This window comes from Pseudomonas sp. 51_B, assembly GCF_017491595.1.
GTDB lineage: Bacteria > Pseudomonadota > Gammaproteobacteria > Pseudomonadales > Pseudomonadaceae > Aquipseudomonas > Aquipseudomonas promysalinigenes.
Map to the genome: position 1 here is coordinate 23,101 of NZ_JAFGYW010000028.1, position 23,231 is coordinate 46,331.

At 62.0% G+C, this 23,231-nt stretch carries 19 protein-coding genes; 5 read left to right on the forward strand and 14 right to left on the reverse strand.

All coding sequences use genetic code 11. The annotated features are described in order from the left end of the window. Window positions 1–261: 261 nt before the first annotated feature. The 3 genes from J5M56_RS21080 to zwf are packed head-to-tail and all read right to left on the reverse strand — an operon-like array spanning window position 262 to window position 3,129. On the reverse strand, window positions 262–942 hold the full coding sequence (locus tag J5M56_RS21080) for a bifunctional 4-hydroxy-2-oxoglutarate aldolase/2-dehydro-3-deoxy-phosphogluconate aldolase (RefSeq protein WP_060480152.1): 681 nt from the start codon (window positions 940–942) through the stop codon (window positions 262–264). A gap of 17 nt (window positions 943–959) precedes the next feature. Continuing rightward, window positions 960–1,673, reverse strand: coding sequence for a 6-phosphogluconolactonase (gene pgl / locus J5M56_RS21085; protein ID WP_060480153.1), 714 nt, complete (start codon window positions 1,671–1,673; stop codon window positions 960–962). Then, window positions 1,660–3,129 (reverse strand): glucose-6-phosphate dehydrogenase, encoded by a 1,470-nt coding sequence (gene zwf / locus J5M56_RS21090; RefSeq protein ID WP_186477733.1) that lies wholly within the window; start codon window positions 3,127–3,129, stop codon window positions 1,660–1,662. Before zwf ends, pgl begins: the two co-directional genes overlap by 14 nt. A 211-nt stretch (window positions 3,130–3,340) precedes the next feature. Here zwf and hexR point away from each other — a divergent pair, with 211 nt between their 5' ends. Then, window positions 3,341–4,204, forward strand: a complete 864-nt coding sequence (gene hexR, locus J5M56_RS21095; protein WP_186477796.1) for a DNA-binding transcriptional regulator HexR — start codon at window positions 3,341–3,343, stop codon at window positions 4,202–4,204. On the opposite strand, the gene J5M56_RS21100 is transcribed toward hexR, so the two are convergent. From J5M56_RS21100 to edd, 11 genes are all read right to left on the reverse strand, one after another. Continuing rightward, entirely contained in the window at window positions 4,197–5,051 is an 855-nt protein-coding gene (locus tag J5M56_RS21100) for a D-hexose-6-phosphate mutarotase (protein ID WP_060480156.1), read from the reverse strand. The two genes, hexR and J5M56_RS21100, sit on opposite strands and share 8 nt — an antisense overlap. 117 nt (window positions 5,052–5,168) lie before the next feature. Beyond that, window positions 5,169–6,512, reverse strand: a complete 1,344-nt coding sequence (locus J5M56_RS21105; protein ID WP_207937709.1) for a carbohydrate porin — start codon at window positions 6,510–6,512, stop codon at window positions 5,169–5,171. Window positions 6,513–6,553: 41 nt separating this feature from the next. Next, the gene (gene ugpC / locus J5M56_RS21110) at window positions 6,554–7,708 is read right to left on the reverse strand and encodes a sn-glycerol-3-phosphate ABC transporter ATP-binding protein UgpC (protein ID WP_207937708.1); all 1,155 of its coding nucleotides are present in this window, start codon (window positions 7,706–7,708) and stop codon (window positions 6,554–6,556) included. A gap of 3 nt (window positions 7,709–7,711) precedes the next feature. Further along, window positions 7,712–8,557 (reverse strand): carbohydrate ABC transporter permease, encoded by an 846-nt coding sequence (locus J5M56_RS21115; RefSeq protein WP_207937707.1) that lies wholly within the window; start codon window positions 8,555–8,557, stop codon window positions 7,712–7,714. Next, window positions 8,550–9,458: a sugar ABC transporter permease gene (locus J5M56_RS21120; protein WP_060480160.1), complete on the reverse strand. Its 909-nt coding sequence runs from the start codon at window positions 9,456–9,458 to the stop codon at window positions 8,550–8,552. The genes J5M56_RS21115 and J5M56_RS21120 overlap by 8 nt, the downstream gene beginning before the upstream one ends. Before the next feature lie 140 nt (window positions 9,459–9,598). Beyond that, the gene (locus J5M56_RS21125) at window positions 9,599–10,885 is read right to left on the reverse strand and encodes an ABC transporter substrate-binding protein (RefSeq protein ID WP_207937706.1); all 1,287 of its coding nucleotides are present in this window, start codon (window positions 10,883–10,885) and stop codon (window positions 9,599–9,601) included. 104 nt (window positions 10,886–10,989) lie between these two features. Then, window positions 10,990–12,237, reverse strand: a complete 1,248-nt coding sequence (locus J5M56_RS21130) for an AGE family epimerase/isomerase (RefSeq protein WP_243430856.1) — start codon at window positions 12,235–12,237, stop codon at window positions 10,990–10,992. 102 nt (window positions 12,238–12,339) lie between these two features. Continuing rightward, a complete protein-coding gene (locus tag J5M56_RS21135) occupies window positions 12,340–13,794 on the reverse strand; it encodes an ATP-binding protein (protein ID WP_243430855.1) in 1,455 nt (484 codons plus the stop codon). After that, window positions 13,775–14,500, reverse strand: a complete 726-nt coding sequence (gene gltR / locus J5M56_RS21140; protein WP_060480164.1) for a two-component system response regulator GltR — start codon at window positions 14,498–14,500, stop codon at window positions 13,775–13,777. Before gltR ends, J5M56_RS21135 begins: the two co-directional genes overlap by 20 nt. A 63-nt stretch (window positions 14,501–14,563) precedes the next feature. Beyond that, complete coding sequence (locus tag J5M56_RS21145) at window positions 14,564–15,523, reverse strand: glucokinase (protein ID WP_186477726.1); 960 nt, start codon at window positions 15,521–15,523, stop codon at window positions 14,564–14,566. Further along, window positions 15,520–17,346, reverse strand: coding sequence for a phosphogluconate dehydratase (gene edd, locus J5M56_RS21150; RefSeq protein WP_060480166.1), 1,827 nt, complete (start codon window positions 17,344–17,346; stop codon window positions 15,520–15,522). Before edd ends, J5M56_RS21145 begins: the two co-directional genes overlap by 4 nt. Window positions 17,347–17,607: 261 nt before the next feature. Here edd and gap point away from each other — a divergent pair, with 261 nt between their 5' ends. The 4 genes from gap (at window position 17,608) to J5M56_RS21170 (ending at window position 23,016) form a co-directional block, all read left to right on the forward strand. After that, window positions 17,608–18,609, forward strand: coding sequence for a type I glyceraldehyde-3-phosphate dehydrogenase (gene gap / locus J5M56_RS21155; protein WP_060480167.1), 1,002 nt, complete (start codon window positions 17,608–17,610; stop codon window positions 18,607–18,609). A gap of 153 nt (window positions 18,610–18,762) precedes the next feature. Next, window positions 18,763–19,275 (forward strand): RNA polymerase sigma factor, encoded by a 513-nt coding sequence (locus tag J5M56_RS21160; RefSeq protein WP_060480168.1) that lies wholly within the window; start codon window positions 18,763–18,765, stop codon window positions 19,273–19,275. Between the two features lie 69 nt (window positions 19,276–19,344). After that, window positions 19,345–20,307, forward strand: coding sequence for a FecR domain-containing protein (locus J5M56_RS21165; protein WP_186477724.1), 963 nt, complete (start codon window positions 19,345–19,347; stop codon window positions 20,305–20,307). A gap of 123 nt (window positions 20,308–20,430) precedes the next feature. Continuing rightward, a complete protein-coding gene (locus J5M56_RS21170) occupies window positions 20,431–23,016 on the forward strand; it encodes a TonB-dependent receptor (protein WP_207937704.1) in 2,586 nt (861 codons plus the stop codon). Window positions 23,017–23,231 lie beyond the last annotated feature (215 nt).

The window sequence follows — 23,231 nt, forward strand, 5'->3', positions numbered from 1 at the left end:
ACGTCTGTTTCGGGCCAGTAACGCCTGTGACAGGCGCGCGCGACCGCCTTGTTTGTACGACGCGATATTGCGTCATGCGCCAAGGCGTTCGCGCGCAAATCCCGCAGGCATAATTGGCCCGAAACAAACGTAGGAGCGAGCGCAGCTCGCGATGCGCCGCGCGGGCGGCGCTCGGTCTCCCAGGCGCCAAAAATCTGCAGGCAAAAAAAAGAGGCGCCGACCAAGCGCCCCATAAGCCGTAAAGCACACAACAAATCAAATTCAGTTGGCGTCCAGCAACCCAATCGCCTCGGCGCTGCAGGCCTGGATCCGTGCCCAGTCACCATTCTTGATCCAGCTGCTATCGAGCATCCAGGTGCCGCCCACGCACATCACATTGGGCAACGCCATGTAATTGCGCACGTTGGCTGGGTTAACGCCGCCGGTTGGGCAGAAGCGTATATCGCCGAATGGGCCGGCGAAGGCCTTGATCGCGGCCACCCCGCCGCTGATTTCCGCTGGGAACAGCTTGAAGCGGCGATAACCCAGGGCGTAGCCCATCATGATTTCCGATGGCGTGCTGATGCCTGGCAACAGCGGAATTTCGCTGTCCACGCCCGCTTCAAGGATGTCCTGGGTGATGCCTGGGGTAACGACGAATTGCGCACCCGCAGCCTCTACAGCAGCGAACATACTGCGATCGAGCACGGTGCCGGCACCGATGCACAGTTCCGGGCGTTGCTCGCGCAGCACCTGGATGGCCTTCAGGCCATGCTGGGAGCGCAAGGTCACCTCCAGGGTGCGGATACCACCAGCAGCCAGGGCATCGGCCAGCGGCAGAATGTCTTGCTCACGGGCGATGGTGATTACCGGCAGGATACGCGCCTGCTCGCAGATGGCATCGATCCTGGCGGCTTTATCTGCCATCGAAAGCTTTGGCTGTGGGCGTTCAAGGGTGGTCATGACAGTGGATCCTTGGCTCATGGGCACCAGTAGATGCTCAGGGGGTCGTGAAGAAAGGCGCGAATCGGCATTTGCGCAAGGTCGTTGCCCGCCAGCGCGGCGCGCAGGGTAGCGAGTTTGCCCGGCCCTTGCACAGACAGCGCAGTGAACGCTGCACTGGCAAGCATGGCGCGGGTAAGCGATAGCCGCTGGTGCGGCACGCTCGGGGCGAGCATCGGCAGGCATCGGCGCTTGCTGTTCAGGTCTAGGCCTTCGGCCAGATTCGGGCTGTTGGGAAACAGTGAGGCGGTATGGCCATCGTCGCCCATGCCCAGCACCAGAACGTCGATGGGCGGCAGATCTGCCAAGGCCTGGTCAGCGCTCAAGGCCGCCGCATCGAGATGTTCGGCCTGCTGGTACAGGCCAATGAAGCGAGCCTTGGCCGCTGCCCCCTGGAACAGGTGACGTGCCAATAGCCCTGCGTTGCTGTCAGCATGCTCAACCGGCACCCAACGCTCATCAGCCAAGCTGACGGTAACCTTGGCCCAGTCCAGTTGTTCACCGGCCAGTTGTTCCAAAAATGGTACCGGGCTACGGCCACCGGACAGCACCACGCAGGCTTGGCCTTTGCTGGCGATGGCTGCGCGCAGTCGCTCGGCCACATCGTGGGCCAGGGTAGCGGCCAGTAACTTGGCTTCTGCCAGCTCGTGCACCTGCACCGCTGCCGGCAGCTTCAATTCAGATATCGCCATACCACGACCTCCCGTCTCGGGTAATCAATGCAATCGAGCTCATCGGCCCCCAGGAACCTGCTGCGTAGGGCTTGGGCGCATCGCCCGCGTTACGCCAGCCGGCGATCAGTTGGTCACACCACTTCCAGGCGTACTCGATTTCGTCCTTGCGCACGAACAGGTTCTGATTGCCGCGCATCACTTCCAACAGCAAGCGTTCGTAGGCATCGGGAATCCGCGTACTGCGCCAGGCGTCGGAAAAATTCAGCTGCAACGGGCCACTGCGCAGTTGCATGCCCTTGTCCAGCCCCTGCTCCTTGGTCATCACGCGCAAAGAGATACCTTCGTCCGGTTGCAGGCGGATGATCAGCTTGTTGCCAACCTGCAAACGCTGTTCCGGGGCGAAGATGTAGTGCGGCGTCTCCTTGAAATGAATGACGATCTGCGACAGTTTTTGCGGCATACGCTTGCCAGTACGCAGGTAGAACGGCACACCGGACCAACGCCAGTTGCGAATGTCCGCGCGCAGGGCGACGAAGGTTTCGGTGTCGCTCTGGGCGTTTGCGTTGTCTTCCTCCAGGTAGCCCGGCACGGGCTTGCCGTCGCTGTAGCCTGCGATGTATTGGCCACGCACCACGCTGGTGCTCAAACCCTCGCCAGTGATCGGAGCCAGTGCCTTGAGCACCTTGACCTTCTCGTCACGAATACTGTCGGCCGACAGCTCGCTCGGTGGGTCCATGGCGATCAGGCAGAGCAGTTGCAGCAAGTGGTTCTGAATCATGTCGCGCAACTGACCGGCTTTGTCGAAGTAGCCCCAACGGCCCTCGATGCCGACCTTCTCTGCAACGGTGATTTCCACGTGGGAAATGGAATTCTGATTCCACTGGGTTTCGAACAGGCTGTTGGCAAAGCGCAGCGCGATCAGGTTTTGCACCGTCTCTTTGCCCAGGTAGTGGTCGATGCGATATACCCGGTTTTCCGGGAAGAAGCGCGCTACAGCGTCGTTGACCCGCCGCGACGATTCAAGGTCATGGCCAATGGGCTTTTCCAGCACGACCCTGGTGCGAGCAGCAAGGCCTGCTTTGTCGAGGTTCTCGCAGATTGCCCCGTAAACCGCCGCCGCCGTGGCGAAGTAGGCAATCAATGGTTGCTCGGCGTTCAGTTGCTCGGCCAGCGCCTGGTAGCCCTCAGGTTGCAGGAAGTCCAGGTGCACATAATGCAAACGGCCGAGGAAACGCCCCATCGCCGCCGGCTCGATATCGGCCTCGGCTACATGCCGGCGTAGATGCGCTTCGATGGTATTGAGGTGCTCCTCGACGCTGCCCGCCTCTCGTGCCAGCGCCAGCAAGCGGGTGTCCGCATGCAGGAGGTTGGCACGGTCAAGCTGATAGAGCGCAGGAAACAGCTTGCGCAATGCCAGGTCGCCAAGGGCGCCAAACAGGGCAAAGGTGCAAGGTTCGACACTGATCGCAGCCATGATGTTGGTTCTTTCCTAAAGTTGGTCTAGGAATACCGCTTTCAAACACGGTTTTCAAGGGATAATGTAGTAAAAACCACAACATTAAACACAAACTCTACAGACAAGTGGTACGTCAACCGCACCGACAGTACGATAGACGACCGTGCAAAAAGCCTGCTGCTCCCTCAGCCGGCTGTCTTCCCGACCCAAGGACACACCCATGGACCGCGTGCGAAACCTCCTGGAACAAATCCAGGGCCGCCTCGACGAGCTGAACAAGGCCGAACGCAAAGTCGCCGAAGTCATCCTGCTCAACCCGCAACAAGCCACCCGTTTCAGCATCGCCGCGCTGGCCCAGGCGGCCAAGGTCAGCGAACCGACCGTCAACCGCTTTTGCCGCTCATTTGGTGTCAGCGGCTACCCGGAGCTCAAGCTGCAACTGGCGCAGAGCCTGGCCAGTGGTGCAGCTTACGTAAGCCGGGCAGTTGAAGCCGACGATGATCCGGCCGCCTATACCCAGAAAATTTTCGGCAGCGCCATCGCCTCGCTCGACAGTGCCTGCCAGCAACTGGACCCGCAACAAGTCAGCCGCGCCGTGGACATGATGATCCAGGCCCGGCAGATTCACTTCTTCGGCCTCGGCGCCTCGGCACCGGTGGCCCTGGACGCCCAGCACAAGTTTTTCCGCTTCAACCTGGCGGTATCGGCCCACGCCGATGTGCTGATGCAACGCATGTTGGCTTCGGTGGCCCATACCGGCGACCTGTTCGTGATCATTTCTTACACCGGGCGCACCCGCGAGCTGGTCGACGTGGCGCGCCTGGCACGGGAAAACGGCGCTTCGGTACTGGGCCTGACTGCTGCCGGCTCGCCCCTTGCCCAGGCCTGCAGCCTGAGCCTGCATATTCCGCTGCCTGAGGACACCGACATCTACATGCCGATGACCTCGCGAATCATCCAGCTGACCGTGCTCGACGTACTGGCCACTGGCATGACCCTGCGCCGCGGTGTGGACTTCCAGCCGCACCTGCGCAAGATCAAAGAGAGCCTCAACGCTAGCCGCTACCCGGTAGAGGACGACGAACTCAACTGAGCCTGTGCGCCTGCAGCCGCAGATGCGCTCGCTGCCCTGGCGCCAGGCTCAGGCCCTCGCCACTGCCGCTGGCGGCCTCGACACAGACGAAACCCTGACACTCACGGCCAGTGACGCCCATCAATGGCCGATTACCTGGGTGCCAGACCACGGTATCGTGGCTGTCACCGGTATCGATGCACAGCTCGCGCTGCCATGCCGGGTCCTGCAACTGCACGCGCGGCGTGCCTGGGTAGACTTTCTGGCAGCCGCCCTTGAGCTTCAAGGCGCCTTCTTCACGGCAGGCCTGACGGCTCAGGCGGTCGTAACCTTCGATGTCTTCCAGGCCAGATAGCGCTATCTCGGAAACGTCACTGATACGCCAGTAAGCCAACAGCGCATGGCTCAACTGGCAAGGTTCGCTGTCCTGATGCTCGGTGCTCAGGCTCAGTTCCATGCGGCTGCCAAGCTTGGCATGCAGGTCGACCTGCCAATCGCACAAGTCCAGCCGCCACTTAAGGCTGACGCCCTGCTCGTCCTCCCGGCTGTCTACCAGCTTCCAGTCCAGCAAGCGCGCCCAGCCGTGGGCGGGCCACAGGTCCTCGCTGGGGTGGCGGCCATACCAGGGCCAACACACTGGCACCCCACCGCGAATGGCACCCACTTGCGGCCACTGCTCGGCGCACCACAACCACGGCCGCTCGCCGGCCGGCTGAAAATGCAGCAGTTGGGCGCCCTGGCGGCTGAACACTGCCTGGCAACGGGGGTGATCGATGATCAGCACATCGCGCTGCTGATAACGCTCCCACTCGAAAGTCGGCCGGGGCCGCTGCGAGGAAAAGAAGCGATGGAGCGGATGTTCAGGCATGGTTCCAAGCTCTTGTTGTTTGAGATAGCGCTACCTCAGCCCATCCCCGGCACCCACTGCAAGCCAGTGGGTGCCGGGAGCCGAAGTTGGATTGGCGTAAATTTACAACAATTGGCCTTAGAATGACGACTGAATCTTCAACCCCGCGACCAGTGCGCTGTCCACATCGTCGACGCCACCTGGGTGCTTGATGTATTGAAGGTTGGGCCGCACGGTCAGCCAGTTGGTGACATGGAAGCCGTAATAAAGCTCTGCGTTGTACTCAGCACGCTGTACCGGCACGAACCCTGGGTTGTCGTAATCGTCGATACCGCTCTGGGCATTGAGCAACTGAGCGCGTTTCTTCACATCATCGTTGACATGAATGCGCGCCACGCCAAAGCCTATGTCGTCCTTGGGCCGGGCGTCGAAGGCGCCTTTATAGACCAGGCCCACCTGTTGGTAGTTGTCGACCACGTTGGTGGCTTTGTCATGCACGGTGAAGTTGGCGAACAGGCTCAGGCCTCGGTTGGCATCGCCGCCATGGGCGGTGACCTGCTGCTGCGCCACCACCCACCAGCCATGCTTGCTCGAGTGCGACTTGAAGGCCTCGCCAGTGAGGGCCTGCGGGTTGCCATTAATGTCGTCGTACACGTCATCGGCTTTGGCGGTGCTGTAGTAATAACCCAGGCGGTATTCCCCCGGCAGGTCATTGAGCTTGGGCTGCCAGACCATCTCTACCGGCAAGATCGCACCCTTGGTGCCACTGCCACTGAGTTTGAAGCCGTTGCCAGTCTCCAGGTTCGACGGGTTTTGTTCATAGGCGCCGACCTGAACGAAGAACTCCGGCGTGATGTTGTACTTGACCCGCAACGCCCACTGGCTGACCGGCCAGTTGTACCAGATGCCGCCCACCCAGTTGCCCACTTGCGATCCGCAGAAGGCCAGGTTCTGGAAGTCGCAGGGGAAGCTGTTGAAGTCTTCGCCCTCACCGAAGCGGCCTACCTTCACATCCAGCGCGCCATCGAAATATTTCTGCTTGACCCACATCTGCGTCAGACGCCAAGTCTGGCCACGGCCCCACACCTCCTGCACCGAACTGAACTGGCCGGCACGCGGGTCGCTGATACGATCGTTGGACAGGTTGCGACCGCTGCGCTCGGTGATCGCCAGCTTGAACTCGGCGTCGTGCCAACCGAGGATCTTTTGCAGATCCAGGTGCGCGCCCAAGGCAAACTGGTCGCTGTAGCGCGCGGTTTTGTCGTGGTTGTACCCGCCGTGCAAATTCCCGGCTACCTCGCCCACGTAGTCCAGGGTGAAGTCGTAACCCTTGTTCAGCAGCTCGGTGCGGGTACCGCCCCAATCGCCGGTCATCCATTTCGACTCGCTGGAAAATGCCTCGGCAGCTTGCGCGCCACTGCTGCCGACCACGGCGAGCAGGGCCAATGAACCCAGGGTTGTGATGCGTTTGCGCTGTTCCATCCCTTTGCGTCCTCTTTTTTCTTATTGGTGATGTAGACGGTTTAACGGCTCTTGATCTGAGCCACGTTGTCCTTTACGACAGTTTCACTGCTGGCCAGGTGCAGGCGTTCGCCGCTGTCAGCGTCGAACAGCAGCACCTTGGCCGGGTCGAATTGCAGGTTCAGGCTGTCGCCGACCCGGCAGTCGATATCGGGCGCCAAGCGGCAGCAGACCTTGGTCTGGTTGAGGGTGACGAACACCAAAAGGTCCGGCCCGGTGGGCTCGGTCACCTGCACTTCGGCGCGAATCCCCGGCAGGCCATTGCCCTGGTTTGCACCCAAGCTGATCTGCTCAGGGCGGATACCGAGAATGACCTGGCGGCCGTCGAGGTCATCTTTGGACTGCCCCAGTGGCAGTTCGCAGCGGGCTTGCCCACTGTCGAGCACTGCCATCAGGCGCCCATCCTGATTGGCCAGGCGTACCGCAATGAAGTTCATCGGCGGCGAGCCGATGAAGCTGGCAACGAATTGGTTGGCCGGGTCGTTGTAGATCTGCTGGGGCGTGCCGAACTGCTGAATGATGCCATCCTTCATCACCGCCACTTTGTCGCCCAGGGTCATGGCCTCGATCTGGTCGTGGGTGACATACACCGTGGTGGTTTTCAGGCGCTGGTGCATCAGTTTCATTTCCGTGCGCATCTCCACCCGCAACTTGGCGTCCAGGTTGGACAGCGGCTCGTCGAACAGGTAGATCTTCGGCCGCCGCGCCAGCGCCCGGCCCATGGCCACACGCTGCTGCTGGCCACCGGAAAGCTGTGCCGGCTTGCGCGCCAGCAGGTGCTCGATCTGCAACAGCTTGGCCACCCGCGCCACCTCCTCATCGATGGCAGCCTGGGGCATCTTGCGGATCTTCAGGCCGAACTCGATGTTTTCGCGCACGCTCATGGTCGGGTACAGCGCGTAGCTCTGGAACACCATGGCGATATCGCGATCCTTGGGGCTCATGCCGCTGACATCCTGCCCGTCGATGAGGATTGCGCCACCGGTGATTTGCTCAAGGCCGGCGATGCAGTTCATCAAGGTCGACTTGCCACAGCCGGAAGGGCCCACCAGGATCAGGAACTCGCCATCCTTGATCGCCAACTGGATGTCCTTGAGGGTGTCCGGGAGGCCGGTACCGTAGGTCTTGTTCACATTGCGAAGTTCGAGTGTTGCCATGACTTACCCCTTGACCGCGCCGGCGGTGAGCCCGCGGACGAAATATTTGCCTGCCACCACATAAACCAGCAGGGTTGGCAGACCGGCGATCATTGCCGCCGCCATGTCGACGTTGTATTCCTTGGCCCCAGTGCTGGTGTTGACCAGGTTATTCAGAGCCACGGTGATCGGCTGCGAATCACCGCTGGAAAACACCACGCCGAACAGGAAGTCGTTCCAGATCTGGGTGAACTGCCAGATCAGGCAGACCATGATGATCGGCGTCGACATCGGCAGGATGATGCGGCGGAAAATGGTGAAGAAACCCGCGCCGTCCAGGCGTGCAGCCTTGACCAGGGCATCGGGGATGCTCACGTAGAAGTTGCGAAAGAACAGCGTGGTAAAGGCCAGGCCGTAGACCACGTGCACCAACACCAGGCCGCTGGTGGTGCTGGCCAGCCCCAGCTTGCCGAGGGTGAACGAAGCCGGCAGCAGCACTGTCTGGAACGGCAGGAAGCAGCCGAACAGCAATAGCCCGAAGAACAGCTGCGAGCCGCGAAAGCGCCACATCGCCAGCACATAGCCATTCAGTGCGCCGATGGCTGTAGAGATCAGTACCGCCGGCACGGTGATCATGATCGAGTTCCAGAAGTAGCCACTGACCGTTTCCCAGGCCTTGACCCAGCCGATGCCGGTAATTACCGCAGGCCAGCTCAGCAGGTTGCCGGTACTGATGTCTTCCGGGGACTTGAAGCTGGTCAACAGCATCACCACCAGCGGCACCAGGTACAGCAGCACGGCGATCAGCAGTACCGCATGGATGGCGATACGGCTGAGGCTGACCGGCGATTTGATCGACGCGTCACGCATGGCGCTTGCTCCTGAGTTCCGAATACAGGTACGGCACGAGGATCGCCAGGATCGCCCCGAGCATCAGGATGGCGCTGGCCGAACCCATGCCCATCTGGCCACGGCTGAAGGTGAAGGAGTACATGAACATCGCCGGCAGGTCAGAGGAATAACCAGGCCCACCGGCCGTCATTGCCGCTACCAGGTCGAAACTTTTGATCGCGATATGCGAGAGGATCATCAGCGAGCTGAAAAACACCGGGCGCAGGCTAGGCAGTACCACGGTCCAATAGATACGTGGCAGGCTGGCACCGTCGATTTGCGCAGCGCGAATGATCGACTGGTCGACCCCGCGCAAGCCGGCAAGGAACATCGCCATGATGAAGCCCGAGGCCTGCCATACGGCGGCGATCACCAAGCAGTACACCACCCGGTCAGGGTCGATCAGCCAGTCCAGGCGAAAACCCTCCCAGCCCCAATCGCGCAGCAGCTTGTCCAGCCCCATCCCGGGGTTGAGCAGCCACTTCCAGGCGGTACCGGTGACGATCATCGACAGCGCCATGGGGTACAGGTAGATCGTGCGGATGAAACCCTCGCGGCGGATACGCTGGTCCAGCAACACCGCCAGCAGCACACCAATAGCCAGGCTAATGGCGATGAACAGCCCACCGAAGAGCGCAAGGTTCTTGCTCGCTACCCACCAGCGGTCGTTGTCGAACAAACGGGCGTACTGCGCCAGGCCCGCCCATTTGTAGGTCGGCAGAAAAGTCGAAGTGGTGAAGGACAGCACGAAGGTCCACAGGATGTAGCCGTAAAAGCCCACCAGAACGATGAACATACTCGGCGCCAGCACCAGTTTCGGCAGCCAGCGCTGCAGCGCGTCCAGGGGGGAAGCCCGCAGTTGGGCGGTCAGTGTCGTCATGTTAGCCACCAGGGTAAGGTCAACAGATCACCTGCAGGAGTGGGCTGCCCGCGAACAAGACACTGCGGTGCCAGGCGGTGGCTACGCAGGTGTTCGCGGTTTAACCCGCTCCAGCAGGGATTTGGCCAAGCTCGAACGGGCTATTTGGCAGCCTTGACCGCCGCAGCCAGCTTCTTCGCCGCATCGGCCGGGTCGGCCTTGGGGTCGTTGATGTAGTTGGTCACCACATCGAAGAAGGCACCCTGGACAGCCAGCGAAGTGGCCATGTTGTGCGCCATGCTCGGCTGCAGGCCGCCAGTCTTGGCGTCGGCGAGGAAGTCCTTGGCCGAGGTCTGGGCACACTCGTCGAAGCCGTACTTGCCCATGTCGGCGAGCATGTCGTTACGCACCGGGATCGAGCCCTTGTTGATGCTGAAGACCTTTTGGAAGTCCTGACCCATGACGTTGCGGGCGATGTCCTCCTGACCGGCAGCGGTACCTTTGTCGTTCTGCTTGAACACGACCAGCGAGTCGATGTTGTAGAGGAATGCTTTGTCGGTGCCAGGGAACGGTACGCACTGGTAGTCCTTGCCAGCGGTCTTCTTGGCAAGGGTCCACTCGCTCTTGGCCCAATCGCCCATGATCTGCATGCCGGCCTTGCCATTGATGACCTTGGCCGCTTCCAGGTTCCAATCCTGGCCTTTGCCATCAGGGTCCATGTAGGTGGCGATTTTCTTCAGATCGGTCAATGCCTGGACCATCTGCGGGCCAGTCAGCGCCGCCGGATCCAGGTCGACCAGAGCCTTCTTGTAGCCATCTGCTCCCATCACCGCCAGCACCACGCTTTCGAATACGGTGCTGTCCTGCCAAGGTTGGCCGCCATGGGCGAGCGGGATGAAACCAGCCGCCTTGAGCTTGTCGGCAGCGGCGTAGAATTCATCGAGTGTGGTTGGCGCCTTGTCGATGCCGGCCTTCTTGAAGACGTCCGGGTTGATCCACAGCCAGTTGATGCGGTGGATGTTGACCGGCACCGCAACGTAGGCGCCTTCGTATTTCACGGTGTTGGCGACCTTTTGATCGAGCAAAGCATCCCATTTTTCTTCTTTGGCGACGCTTTCGAGTACCTCTGGGTCCAGCAGCCCGGTGGTCGCCCATTCCTGGATGTCCGGGCCTTTGATCTGGGCGACTCCAGGCGGATTGCCTGCGACGGCGCGGCTTTTGAGCACCGTCATGGCAGTGGCACCGCCACCACCGGCAACAGCGCCGTCCTTCCAGACGAAGCCATCTTTCTCGACGTTCGATTTGAGCACATCGACAGCAGCTTTTTCACCACCGGAGGTCCACCAGTGCACCACTTCGACAGTGCCTTTGGAATCGGCAGCCGACACACTGAGGGGCAGGAGCGAGGCAAGGGAGATCGCGGCGGCGAGGCGGAGGGTAGAATTCATCGCAATACCTTTCTTGTTGTTATGCAGGGCAAGTCGATCGCTTGCATTGCATGGAGTCTAATCAGCGCGCCCGCTTCGCCAGGTAACGAAGCGATGCGCGAATGTCATCGTTTGGTTACATAGTGCGAAACGGCAGTTGCCAGGCTCGGGGCCAATGGCAGGTTGGGCAGCAGTAGTGCTTGATAGGCGTGGTAGAGGTCAGGCTTGCCTGGCCATAGCGTACCGGCTGGGTTGTTGCTGGCATCGAGTTCGTGATGCCAGCTACCGCGATCGCGGTCTATGAAATGCTTGTCGATGAACGCCCAGAAACACTGGTACCACTGCTGATAGCGTGCTTCTGCGGTTCTGCGCCACAAGGCGGCCGCCGTGGCGCAAGCTTCGGCGTGGACCCAGTGCAGGCGTTGCCTGACCACTGGGCGGTTGTCCCAGTCCAGCGTGTAGACAAAGCCTGGCTCACCATCGACGCCCCAGGCCTGGCGACAGGCGCTGTCGAACAAGCCGCAGGCGCATTCCAGCAGCCAATCCGGTGCGCCCTGCCCGGCCAGGCGCAAGCTGGCCTCCAGATGCAGCAGCAGCCGCGCCCACTCCAAGGCATGCCCAGGCGTTGTGCCATAGGGCCGGAACAGATCGGCTTGCTGAGCCTGGTTATAGTGCAGCAGTGGCTGCCAGCTGGCGTCGAAGTGCTCGATGACCCGGTAGCCACTGGCAGTGGCATGGACGTGAATGATGCGCTCGGCAATGCGCAAGGCACGCTGCAACCACAGCGGGTCGCCAGTGGCATCGGCCAGGGCCAGGAATGCTTCGGTGGCGTGCATGTTGCTGTTGGCGCCACGGTAGGGCTCAGGCAATTGCCAGGTACGGGAGAAGCTCTCATCCAGGGCACCCTGCGCCTCGCACCAGAAATGCCCTTCGATCACCCGCACCACATCCCCTAACAACTGCATGGCCCCGGCAACCCCAGCCACTGCCGCAGAGCTGGCTGCCAGCGCCACGAATGCATGCAGGTAGGCAAGCTTGGCATCATCGTTGTGGCCATAAGGATGGCCGAACCAGCCATCATGTTCATGATCGCGCAGTGGCCCCAGCAGGGCCGCGACACCGTGCTCGGCATAGGCAAGGCAGCCCGGCTCGCCCTGCATGTGAGCGATCGCGAAACAATGGGTCATGCGCGCTGTGTTCAGGGTTTGAGCGCTGGCGCCTGGGGCAAGACGCCCTTCGGCATCGAGGCTACCAAAGCCCTCGGGCAACCGGGAGGCCTTGGCGAAGTCGAGCAGCCGCCGCCCTTCTTGCCGCAGCCAGGCTGCATGGGCAGGCGAATCCAGGCAGCTGCCAACAGGGAAATCAAGATTCATGAGCCGGCGCATTCCTTGCCAGTGGTGCTGCGAAGTCTAACCAGCCGACCCGGCCGGCATGTCACGAAGGACTGCGGTTATGTCACCAAGCCGTGACATTCGTCACTCCGCGCTTCGGGGCAAGTGCAGCGTGACGCGCAGGCCGCCCTCGCGCAAATTGAGCAGGCTGACCTCACCGCCGTGGCTGTGAGCGATGTTGCGCGCGATGCCCAAGCCCAGGCCGTAGCCCTGCTGGCTGGCGACCAGACGAAAGTGCGGCTCGAACACCTGTTCCATCTGCTGTTGCGGCACGCCTGGGCCTTGGTCTTCCACCTGCAGCACGAACCCCTGGGGGCTATCGATGATGCGCAGGTGGGCTCGCTCGCCGTACTTGATGGCGTTGTCGATCAGGTTGCCGATGCAACGGCGCAGGGCCAGAGGTTTGCCCGGATACGGGGCCAAAGCCCGACCTTCGACGGTGACCCGCCCATCCTGCAGATATGGCTCGGCCAGAATTTCCAGCACCTGATTGAGGTCGACCGGCTCGATGTTCTCGTGGATATCGGTGTCCTTCACGCATTGCAGCGCCCCTTTGACCAGTAGCTCCAGCTCATCGAGGTCCTGGCTGAACTTGGCCTGCAAGCGCTCGTCTTCAAGTAGCTCCACACGCAGGCGCAAGCGGGTGATCGGGGTACGCAGGTCGTGGGAAATGGCACTGAACAACTGGGAGCGTTCGGTCAGGTAACGGCTGATACGCTCACGCATGCTGTTGAACGCCCGCCCCACTTCCACCACCTCGCTGCCACCGCCTTCGGCCACCGGGGCCACATCGGCGCCGAGGGAAAGCTCACGGGCGGCACGCGCCAAGCGCTTGAGCGGCCAGCTCTGCCAGTGCACCAGCAAGCCGATGAACAGCAACAGCAAAGCCGTGGTCAGCACGATGAAGCCGATCTGCTGGCGGGGCAGACGTTCGGCTTCAAGGCCCGTGTAAGGCTCGGGCAACAACGAGGCGATATACAGCCACTCCCCTTCGCCAAGACGAATTTGGGTGACCAACACCGGTGGGTTGAGTGGCTCCAGGGTCAAAGAGTAATGCGCCCACGAACGCGGCAGCTCGTCGAGTTTCAGGCCGCTGTTGAAAATGCGCAGGTCATCAGGGCTGACGAACTCCACGGAGATTTGCATGCCCTCGCCCAGACGCTCATGCAGTACTTGTTCAAACACCTCGATCACCGCCTGCTTGCGCGGGGTGTTGGGCAACACCGGCATGTCCAGCGGCTTGTCGTTGAGTGACACGAAAAAGCGCGTACCGCCCATGCTGCGCAATTGATCAAGAACCATCGGCCGATAGGCCACCGGCAGTGAGCGAAAGTAACTGACGCTGGCGCTCATCGAGTGAGCCAGGCTGCCAGCGCTGGCGCGCAGACCTTGCAATTGGCTCGCGCGCAACTGCGCAACCCAGATCACGCTCGACAAGCCCTGGGCCAGTAGCACCACCAACAAGGTCAGCAGCAGCATGCGCCCCAGCAATGAGCGCGGCAGCAGGCGCCAGCGCCGCTCAGGACGCGCAGCAGACATGGGCAGCCAGCAGGTAGCCACTGCCACGCACGGTGCGGATCAGCCGTGGCGGCTTGTCGGTATCGCGCAGGCGCTGACGCAGGCGGCTGACCGCCATGTCGACGATGCGGTCCAGCGGCATCGGCTCGCGGCCACGGGTGGCGTTGCCGATGGTGTCGCGGTCGAGAATCTGTTGAGGGTGGTCGAGAAACAGCTTCAGCAGGGCGAAGTCGGCCCCGGACAGGATCACCTCTTCACCATCGCGGTGGAACAGGCGGTGGCTGATGGTATCCAGGCGCCAGTCATCGAAGGCCAGTACGGTGTTGCCAGGCGCTGCCTGCCCGAATTCGCTGCGCCGCAGCAGGGCCTTGATGCGCGCCTGCAGTTCACGCGGGCTGAACGGTTTGCCCAAGTAATCGTCGGCCCCCAACTCCAGGCCGATGACCCGGTCTGCCTCATCGGAGCTGGCCGTCAGCATGATGATCGGCACCCGCGACAGGCGTGGGTGCTGACGCACCCAGCGGCACAGGCTGAAGCCATCTTCGTCGGGCAGCATGACGTCGAGGATCACCAACTCACATGGGGTGGTTTCCAGCGCGCGGCGAAAACCCTGGCCATCGGCTTCGGCATGCACCTGGAAGCCGGCGCGGCTCAGGTAGGTTTGCAACAACTCGCGTATTTCCTGATCGTCGTCGACCATCAGGATCGATTTTCCGGCAGTGCTCAAGGTATCCCGCCCTCTTTTCATCGCAGGTCTTCGTCGCCTGCTGTTGGGGGCGCTTAGCGCCCGTCAGTGATCCAATGCTTGCTGTAATGCCACCCCTGCCCCCAACAGTCCAGAGAATTCCGCCGTCACCAGCCATACCGGCACCCCGGCGAAATAGCCGCTCATGCAGCCTTTGTCGGCGAAACTCTCGGCAAACCCGCTGCGCAGGAACAGGTCGGCAAAACGCGGGATCACGCCGCCGACAATATAAACCCCGCCGCGGGCCCCCAGGGTCAGTACATTGTTGCCCGCCACGCGCCCGAGAAAACGGCAGAACTGCTCGATCACCGCCAGCGCCCGTGGCTCGCCGCCCAGCGCTGCATCGGTGATCTGAGCCGGGGATGTATGGCGGGGCATATCGCCGTCCAGCGCGCACATGGCCTGATACAACCGCACCAGGCCGCCGCCGCTCAGCACCGTCTCGGCGCTGACGTGGCCGATCTGGCTTTGGATCTGCTGATGGATCGCAGCTTCGCGGGCATTGCCCACCGGCAGGTCGACATGCCCGCCCTCCCCCGGCAGCGCCTGCCAGCGCTGCTCGCCATGGCGCAGCAGGCTGCCGACGCCAAGGCCAGTGCCCGGGCCGATCACCAATGCCGGCCGTGCTGGGTCCGCCTGGCCTGGGCATACTTCACGATACTCACCGGGTTGTAAGCGGGTCATGCCCAGGGCCTGGGCCGAAAAATCGTTGGTCAACAGTAGCCGCTCGACCTGCAAGGTCTGGCAGAACGCCTTGCGGCTGAGCCGCCAGTGGTTGTTGGTAAAGCGAAATTCATCGCCATCCACTGGCCCGGCTACCGCCAGGCACACCGCCGCCAAACCGCCACGGGCAATGCCGTGGCTGTTCAGGTAGGCCTGGATGGCTTGCTCAGGGCTGGTGTAATCCGCCGTCGCGAACACCTGGACCTGGTACAGCTGGTTGTCACGCCACAACGCAAAACGGGCATTGGTGCCACCGATGTCGCCAACCAGCAGGTCCTTCATTTGAGGTTCTCCAGAGCCGAAGTGAAGGCGCTCGCGCCCTGCTCTGCCGGGCTGAACGCCATACGCATGAAGCCGAACAACTCACGGCCGCAGCCCAGGTCGTTGCCTTGGGGTGCCGGCGGCAGATCACGGCTGGCCAGTTCCTCGGCCGACACCATCACCCGCAGCGTGCCTTCGACGCCATCGACCCGCACGATATCACCATCTTGCACCCGTGCCAGCGGGCCACCATCGAATGCCTCAGGGCAAACATGAATGGCTGCCGGGATTTTGCCCGAGGCACCTGACATGCGCCCGTCGGTCACCAGCGCCACTTTGTAGCCACGGTCTTGCAGCACCCCCAAAAACGGCGTCAGCTTGTGCAGCTCGGGCATGCCATTGCAGCGCGGCCCCTGGAAGCGCACCACGGCCACGAAATCGCGCTCCAGCTCGCCAGCCTTGAACGCCTCGGCCAGCGACTGCTGGTCATGGAACACCTTGGCTGGCGCCTCGACGACCTGATGCTCTAGGGCCACTGCCGAAACCTTCATCACGCCGCGGCCCAGGTTGCCTTCCATCACCCGCAGGCCGCCCTCTGCGGAGAATGGCCTGGCCACCGGGCGCAGGATACTTTCGTCAAGGCTTTGCGCGGGCCCTTCGCGCCACACCAGTTTACCGTCGTCCAGGAACGGCTCCTGGGTGTAGCGGCGCAGGCCATGGCCGGCCACGGTGTTGACGTCCTCGTGCATCAAGCCGGCATCGAGCAGTTCGCGGATCAGGAAGGCCATGCCGCCAGCGGCCTGGAAATGATTGATGTCAGCCTTGCCGTTCGGGTACACGTGGGACAGGGTCGGCACTACCTCGGACAGGTCGGCCATGTCTTGCCAGGTCAGCTGGATCCCTGCTGCCTGGGCGATCGCCGGGATGTGCAGGGTATGGTTGGTCGAACCTCCCGTGGCGTGCAAGGCCACGATGGCATTGACCAGCGCCTTCTCGTCGACGATTTCGCCCAGTGGCATGAAGCTGCCGCTGGCCTTGGTCATGCGCGTCACCTGCTGCGCGGCTTCGGCGGTCAAGGCATCGCGCAGCGGCGTGTACGGGTTCACGAACGAGGCGCCTGGCAGGTGCAGGCCCATGACTTCCATCACCAGCTGATTGGTGTTGGCGGTGCCGTAGAAGGTGCAGGTACCGGGGCTGTGGTAGGAGTTCATCTCCGACTCCAGCAGCTCTTCACGGGTGGCTTTGCCCTCGGCATAGCGCTGGCGCACATCGGCCTTCTGCTTGTTGGAAATGCCGGAAACCATCGGCCCGCCTGGGACGAAAATGGTCGGCAAGTGGCCAAAGCGCAAGGCCCCCATCATCAGACCGGGGACGATCTTGTCGCAGATGCCGAGCATCAGGGCGGCATCGAACATGTTGTGCGACAACGCCACCGCCGTGGACATGGCGATCACTTCGCGGCTGGCGATGGCCAACTCCATGCCCGGTTCGCCCTGGGTCACACCATCGCACATGGCCGGCACGCCTCCGGCAAACTGGCCTACCGAACCCACCTCACGCAGCGCCTGTTTGATCTGCTCGGGAAAATGCAGATAGGGCTGGTGCGCCGAAAGCATATCGTTGTAGGCCGAAACGATGGCGACGTTGGCGGCATTCATCAAGCGCAGGGTCTGCTTGTCATCGGCGCCGCAACCGGCCACGCCGTGGGCGAAGTTGGCGCATTGCAGGCTGGCGCGCATGGGGCCGTCACTGGCCGCACCACGAATCAGCTCAAGGTAGCGTTCGCGGGTGGCACGGCTGCGTTCGATCAGCCGTTGGGTGACCTCAAGGATGCGCGGATGCATGTACTGGACTCCAGGCTAATTGTAAGGGCGGTTTACCGGGCAGTGCTGGCGACGATTACGGCCTAGGCTCAAGGTAGAGCGGCCCGCAGCATCGGTGAGGCACATGCCCAACCACTCGTTGTAGGTTTAACCAAAATACTGCCATCAAAAAGGCTTGTTTTCTATCTCGGAGTGAATAATCTTGTAATTCCAACAACAAAACCGTTTCAGTGAAGCGTCATTTTTGCCATAGCTTCCACTCGAACCGCCAGAGGTACTGCCATGACTTTACGTATCGCCATCAATGGATTCGGCCGCATCGGGCGCAATGTGCTGCGCGCACTGTATACCCAAGGCTACCGCCAGGACCTGCAGGTCGTCGCCATCAACGATTTGGGTGACAGCGCCATGAATGCCCACCTGCTCAAGTATGACAGCGTGCATGGTGCGTTCGATGCACACGTGCAGGCTGACCATGAGAGCATCACGGTCAACGGCGATCGCATCGCGGTCAGCGCCATCCGCAACCCGGCGGAGCTGCCGTGGAAGGCCGAGGCGATCGATGTGGTGTTCGAGTGCACCGGGCTGTTCACCGACCGCGCCAAGGCGGCTGCGCACCTCACGGCAGGCGCAGGCAAAGTGATCGTCTCGGCCCCAGGAAAGGGGGTGGATGCCACCGTGGTATACGGGGTTAACCACGATATCCTGCGCGCTTCGCACCAGGTGATCTCCAATGCCTCGTGCACCACCAATTGCCTGGCCCCCATCGCCCAGGTGCTGCACCGCGAGTTCGGCATCGAACAAGGGCTCATGACCACCATCCACGCCTACACCAACGATCAGGTGCTGACTGACGTCTATCACAGCGACCCCTACCGCGCTCGCTCGGCTACCCAGTCGATGATCCCGAGCAAGACCGGCGCTGCCGAGGCCGTCGGCCTGGTGCTACCGGAGCTGGCCGGCAAACTCACCGGCATGGCCGTGCGGGTACCGGTGATCAACGTGTCGCTGGTCGACCTGACCGTCAACCTCAAGCGCGAGGCCACAGCCGAGCAGGTCAACCAGCTGTTCCTCGAAGCCAGCCGCCATTCCAAGGTGCTCGGCTACAACGCCTTGCCATTGGTATCGTGCGACTTCAATCACAATCCGCTTTCGTCGATTTTCGATGCCAACCATACCCGCGCCAACGGGCGCATGCTCAAGGTGCTGGCCTGGTACGACAATGAGTGGGGGTTCTCCAACCGTATGCTGGACAACTGCCTGGCATTGGCCAACGCCCGCTAAGGGCGATTGGGCAACATGGGTAGTTTGCAGACCGAGCGCCGCGCCTGCGACGCTCGGTAGAGCGCGGGCTGGACATGCGCTGACAATCCCGGTCTTGACCTGAAGACTACATGATAAGCATTATCATTATCTTTTGGTCGACCAGGTCCCCCTGTGAGTCAGTCTCGGTTCCACTCCGTCTTCCTCATCCAGCGCCTCTCCCTGTTGCGCACGTTGCAACGCATGGTAGGTAACCCCAGCACCGCCGAAGATCTGTTGCAGGAAACTTACCTGCGAGTTTCCCGCGCGCTGGGTGAGCGCCCCATCGCGCACCTCGAACCGTTCGTGTTCCAGACTGCCCGCAACCTGGCGCTGGACCATCTGCGAGCACGTCGCGTGCAGTCGCGCATGCTGGTCGACGATGTACCCGAGCAGGTGCTGCACAATGTCGCCTCGCCAGTGAGTAGCAGCGAAGATGCCGCCCATGCAGCCCAACTGCTTGAGCATCTGAGCGTCAGCCTCAATCAGTTGAGCCAACGCCAGCAGCGCATTTTCATCCTCAGCCGCCTGCAAGGGGCCAGTTATCTGGAAATTGCCGAGCAACTGCAGATCTCGGCCAGCACAGTTCAGAAAGAGCTGAAGCTGATCATGGCCATCTGCATGGGCGTGGCCGAGCGCCACAAATGAACGTGCCGTGCCCTTGCCATGCCTGGCCCAAGCCTTGATCATCCGCAAAACCCTCAGCAAGGACCCACCGTGACCGACAGCCCCGCCACTCGCCCACCAGCCAACGGGCCCGAAGCCCGCGCCCGTGCGCAGGACGAGGCGCTGGACTGGCTCGTGCGCCTGCAATGCGCCAGCGCCGAAGACACCGCCGCTTTCGAGCAGTGGCTCAGCGCGGGTCCGCTGAACGCGCAAGCCTATGTCGAAGCCGAAGCCTTGTGGAACGGCACGCCAATGCGCCAAGCCGCGATGCAGTTGAATCAGCGTCAACGCCGCTCGCTACGCGGCCGCCTGCGCGCGCACTACAAGCCTCTGGCCAGTGCCGCAGTGCTGCTGGTCGGGCTCTTCACCTTTGGCAACCTGCCAGTGCGCCTACAAGCCGATCACCTGACCGTAGTGGGTGAGCGTCAGCGTCTGGAGCTGGTCGACGGCACCAAGGTGCTGCTCAACACCGACTCCGCATTCGCCAGCGACCTGCGGGGCGGCCACGAGGTAGCGCGGCTGTTGCAAGGTGAGGCGTACTTCCAAGTGCCCGGTGGTACTCAGGCGCCCCTGGACGTTCAGGCCGGGCCTCTGCGCGCCCAGGTGCACGACACCGATTTTGCAGTGCGCTACCTCGATGGCGAGGCCCAGGTACGCGTTCAGCGCGGCGATGTCGACCTGCAGGGTCGCAGCGATCAGCGCATCCGCCTGCGTGCTGGCGACAGTATCAGTGTCGGCCCCAACGGCTTCGGCCAGCGGCAACGCCCAGACATGCGCAAAGACCTGGCTTGGGTCGACGGCCGTTTGATATTCGAAAACTGCCCTCTTAGCCAGGTGCTGGCAGAAGTGCGACGTTATTACCCAGGCTGGATCATCAACCGCAATAGCCACCTCGACACGCTGACAGTGACCGGCAATTACCGCCTCGACCAGCCGCTCGAAACCTTGCGCGCGCTGGCTCACATCACCTCCGCGCAGCTGCACGAATTCCCTGCGGTGGTCATCATCAACTGAGTAAAAAACATTTTTACGCGATTTCCCCGCTGGCCCGTCTCGTTATAGCCAATGCAACTGATTCTTGTTCAACAAAGAGAACAGTCGTCCCTATAACAACTCGCGCGTCTGGGAGCGCTTTCGATGTCCACAGGTCCAAACCGCCCGTCCACCCGTCCCCGCCGTACCGGCCAACTGTCGCTGCTGACGCTGGCACTGCTTGCAAGCGGTGCCTGTAGCCTGCCGGCGCTGGCTGTAGAACCGGCCCAGGCCAGCAGCTCGCGCATGGGCGACTACCGCTTCAACATTGCCCAGCAGCCGCTGGTCGAAGCCATAAACGCATTCACCCAAGTCACCGGGTGGCAGATCGGCTTCAGCGCTGACCTGGCCCAAGGCGTTGCCTCGCCGGGTGTACAGGGGTCGCTGCCAGCCCAAGCGGCGCTACAGCGCCTACTCCAAGGCACCGGGTTGAGCTTTCGCAGCATTGGCCAAGGCAATGTGGTACTCGAACGCCTGCCAGGGAACAACGTGATCGCTTTGCAGCAGATGACTGTCAGCGCCACCCGAAGCGCCCAGGACGTGACCCGAGTACCGAGCACTGTCACCGTCCAGAGCCGCGAGCAATTGGACCGGCAGAACGTCAACACCATCCAGGAGCTGGTCCGCTATGAACCGGGTGTGTCGGTGGCCGGCACCGGACAGCGCAGCGGCCTGAACGGCTACAACATCCGAGGTATCGACGGCGAGCGCATCCTCACCCAGGTCGACGGTGTATCGATCCCCGACAGCTTCTTCTATGGCCCCTACGCCCAGACCCAGCGCAACTACGTCGACCCCGAGATCGTCAAGCGCGTGGAAATCCTTCGTGGACCAGCTTCGGTGCTGTATGGCAGCAACGCCATCGGTGGTGCGGTCAGCTACTTCACCCTCGACCCGCAAGACATCATCAAGCCCGGCAAGGACCTCGGCGCGCGACTGAAAACCGGCTATAGCTCGACCGATGACAGTTGGCTGACCTCGGCCACCGTGGCTGGCCGCTCGGGGGATTTCGACGGCCTGCTGCACCTGAGCCAGCGCAACGGCCACGAAAGCGAATCCTACGGCAGCCATGGCGGCACCGGGTTGGGCCGCACCCAGGCGAACCCGGAGGATGTGCGCACTACCAACGTACTGGCCAAACTGGGCTGGAACTATGCCGACGATGCCCGCCTGGGCTTGACTTATGAACGCTACAAGGACGATCGCGACCAGAACATTCTTAGCGCCGTCGGCGGCCCATTCACCAACGGTACTGGCCTTGGCATGTACAAAAGCCGCCAAGGCAACGACACCATCACCCGCGAACGCTTTGGTATCAACCACGCGTTCAGCCTCGATTCCGTGCTCGCCGACCACCTCAAGTGGAGCCTGAACTACCAAGTCGCCAAAACCGACCAGCGCACCGAGGAGGTGTACTTCCCGTTCAGCCGCACGGTGCTGCGAACCCGCGATACCACCTACAAGGACCGCCAGTGGGTGTTCGATGCCCAGGTGGACAAGGCTTTCAGTATCGGCGCCAGCGATCACCTGCTGACCTACGGCACCACCCTCAAGCACGAGCAGGTCACTGGCGCGCGCAGCGGTACCGGCACCTGCCTGGCGGTCGGCGGCGCCTGCCGCAGCATCGGCCAGGTCAGCACCAGCGATGCCCAGGCGCTGGTCAGTGACTTCCCGGACCCCACCGTTAACACCTACAGCCTGTTCGTACAGGATGAGATCCGCTGGAACGACTGGACCTTCCTGCCCGGCGCACGCTACGACTACACGCGCATGCAGCCCAAGTTCACCGAACAGTTCCTGAGGGGCATCCAAGGCTCGGGCACCGCCCCTGCCAGCCTCGACGACGCTGACAAGAAGTGGCACCGCGTGTCGCCCAAGTTCGGCATGACCTACGCTTTCAACGACCATTACACCTGGTATGGCCAGTACGCCGAAGGCTTCCGCACCCCGACGGCCAAATCGATGTACGGGCGCTTTGAAAACCCGACACTGGGTTACAGCGTGCAGGGCAATCCCGGCCTAGAACCGGAAAAGAGCAAAAGCTACGAAACCGGCCTGCGCGGCAACTTCGACGCCGGCAACTTCGACGTGGCGGTGTTCTACAACAAGTACCGCGACTTCATCGACGAAGATGCCGTGCAGTCGGCCAACTTGGAAACCACCTTCCAGGCCAACAACATCAAGCGCGCCACCATCAAGGGCGCCGAGGTCAAGGGCCGGGTGAACCTGGACCACTTCGGTGCACCGCAAGGTCTGTATACCCAGGGATCGATCGCCTACGCCCATGGTCGCAACGACGACAACGGCCAGCCGCTGAACAGCGTCAACCCGCTGACCGGCGTGTTCGGCCTGGGTTACGAACAGGCGAACTACGGCGGCCTGCTGAGCTGGACCCTGGTCAAGCGCAAGACCCGCGTCGACGACACCACCTTCTTCGCGCCAGATGGCCAGAGCTCGCAGTTCCGCACACCTGGCTACGGTGTCCTGGACCTGAGCGGCTTCTACAAAGTCACCGACGATGTCACCGTCAACGCCGGGCTGTACAACCTGACCGACAAGAAATACTGGCAGTGGGACTCGGTGCGCGGCTACGACGGCCAGGGTGAAGCTGGCGTGACCCAACCGGCCAACCTCGACCGCCTGACCATGCCAGGGCGCAACTTCGCCATCAACGTGGTGTGGGATATCTGACTCAAGAAGCGGCCTTGCGTTGCGAACAGATTGCCCAGCAGCCCCAGGAATCGACTCAGCAATGCTGAATTCCGGGGGCCGCTTTGCGGCCCTTTCGCGACGCAGGCCCACCCATCAAGAGCAGGGCATTGAAATCTCGCAAACATCCTAATGCTGTTCACTTACGCCTAGAGGCTCGGCTTGAGCTCTTCGGTGGAGCGCAGATCGAGCGCCGC

What these genes read in the sequence shown, in the direction of transcription:
- J5M56_RS21080 (WP_060480152.1), bottom strand. Translation starts at nt 942, where the DNA reads ATGACCACCCTTGAACGCCCACAGCCAAAGCTTTCGATGGCAGATAAA.
- pgl (WP_060480153.1), bottom strand. Translation starts at nt 1,673, where the DNA reads ATGGCGATATCTGAATTGAAGCTGCCGGCAGCGGTGCAGGTGCACGAG.
- zwf (WP_186477733.1), bottom strand. Translation starts at nt 3,129, where the DNA reads ATGGCTGCGATCAGTGTCGAACCTTGCACCTTTGCCCTGTTTGGCGCC.
- J5M56_RS21100 (WP_060480156.1), bottom strand. Translation starts at nt 5,051, where the DNA reads ATGCCTGAACATCCGCTCCATCGCTTCTTTTCCTCGCAGCGGCCCCGG.
- J5M56_RS21105 (WP_207937709.1), bottom strand. Translation starts at nt 6,512, where the DNA reads ATGGAACAGCGCAAACGCATCACAACCCTGGGTTCATTGGCCCTGCTC.
- ugpC (WP_207937708.1), bottom strand. Translation starts at nt 7,708, where the DNA reads ATGGCAACACTCGAACTTCGCAATGTGAACAAGACCTACGGTACCGGC.
- J5M56_RS21115 (WP_207937707.1), bottom strand. Translation starts at nt 8,557, where the DNA reads ATGCGTGACGCGTCGATCAAATCGCCGGTCAGCCTCAGCCGTATCGCC.
- J5M56_RS21120 (WP_060480160.1), bottom strand. Translation starts at nt 9,458, where the DNA reads ATGACGACACTGACCGCCCAACTGCGGGCTTCCCCCCTGGACGCGCTG.
- J5M56_RS21125 (WP_207937706.1), bottom strand. Translation starts at nt 10,885, where the DNA reads ATGAATTCTACCCTCCGCCTCGCCGCCGCGATCTCCCTTGCCTCGCTC.
- J5M56_RS21130 (WP_243430856.1), bottom strand. Translation starts at nt 12,237, where the DNA reads ATGAATCTTGATTTCCCTGTTGGCAGCTGCCTGGATTCGCCTGCCCAT.
- J5M56_RS21135 (WP_243430855.1), bottom strand. Translation starts at nt 13,794, where the DNA reads ATGTCTGCTGCGCGTCCTGAGCGGCGCTGGCGCCTGCTGCCGCGCTCA.
- J5M56_RS21145 (WP_186477726.1), bottom strand. Translation starts at nt 15,523, where the DNA reads ATGAAGGACCTGCTGGTTGGCGACATCGGTGGCACCAATGCCCGTTTT.
- edd (WP_060480166.1), bottom strand. Translation starts at nt 17,346, where the DNA reads ATGCATCCGCGCATCCTTGAGGTCACCCAACGGCTGATCGAACGCAGC.
- gap (WP_060480167.1), top strand. Translation starts at nt 17,608, where the DNA reads ATGACTTTACGTATCGCCATCAATGGATTCGGCCGCATCGGGCGCAAT.
- J5M56_RS21170 (WP_207937704.1), top strand. Translation starts at nt 20,431, where the DNA reads ATGTCCACAGGTCCAAACCGCCCGTCCACCCGTCCCCGCCGTACCGGC.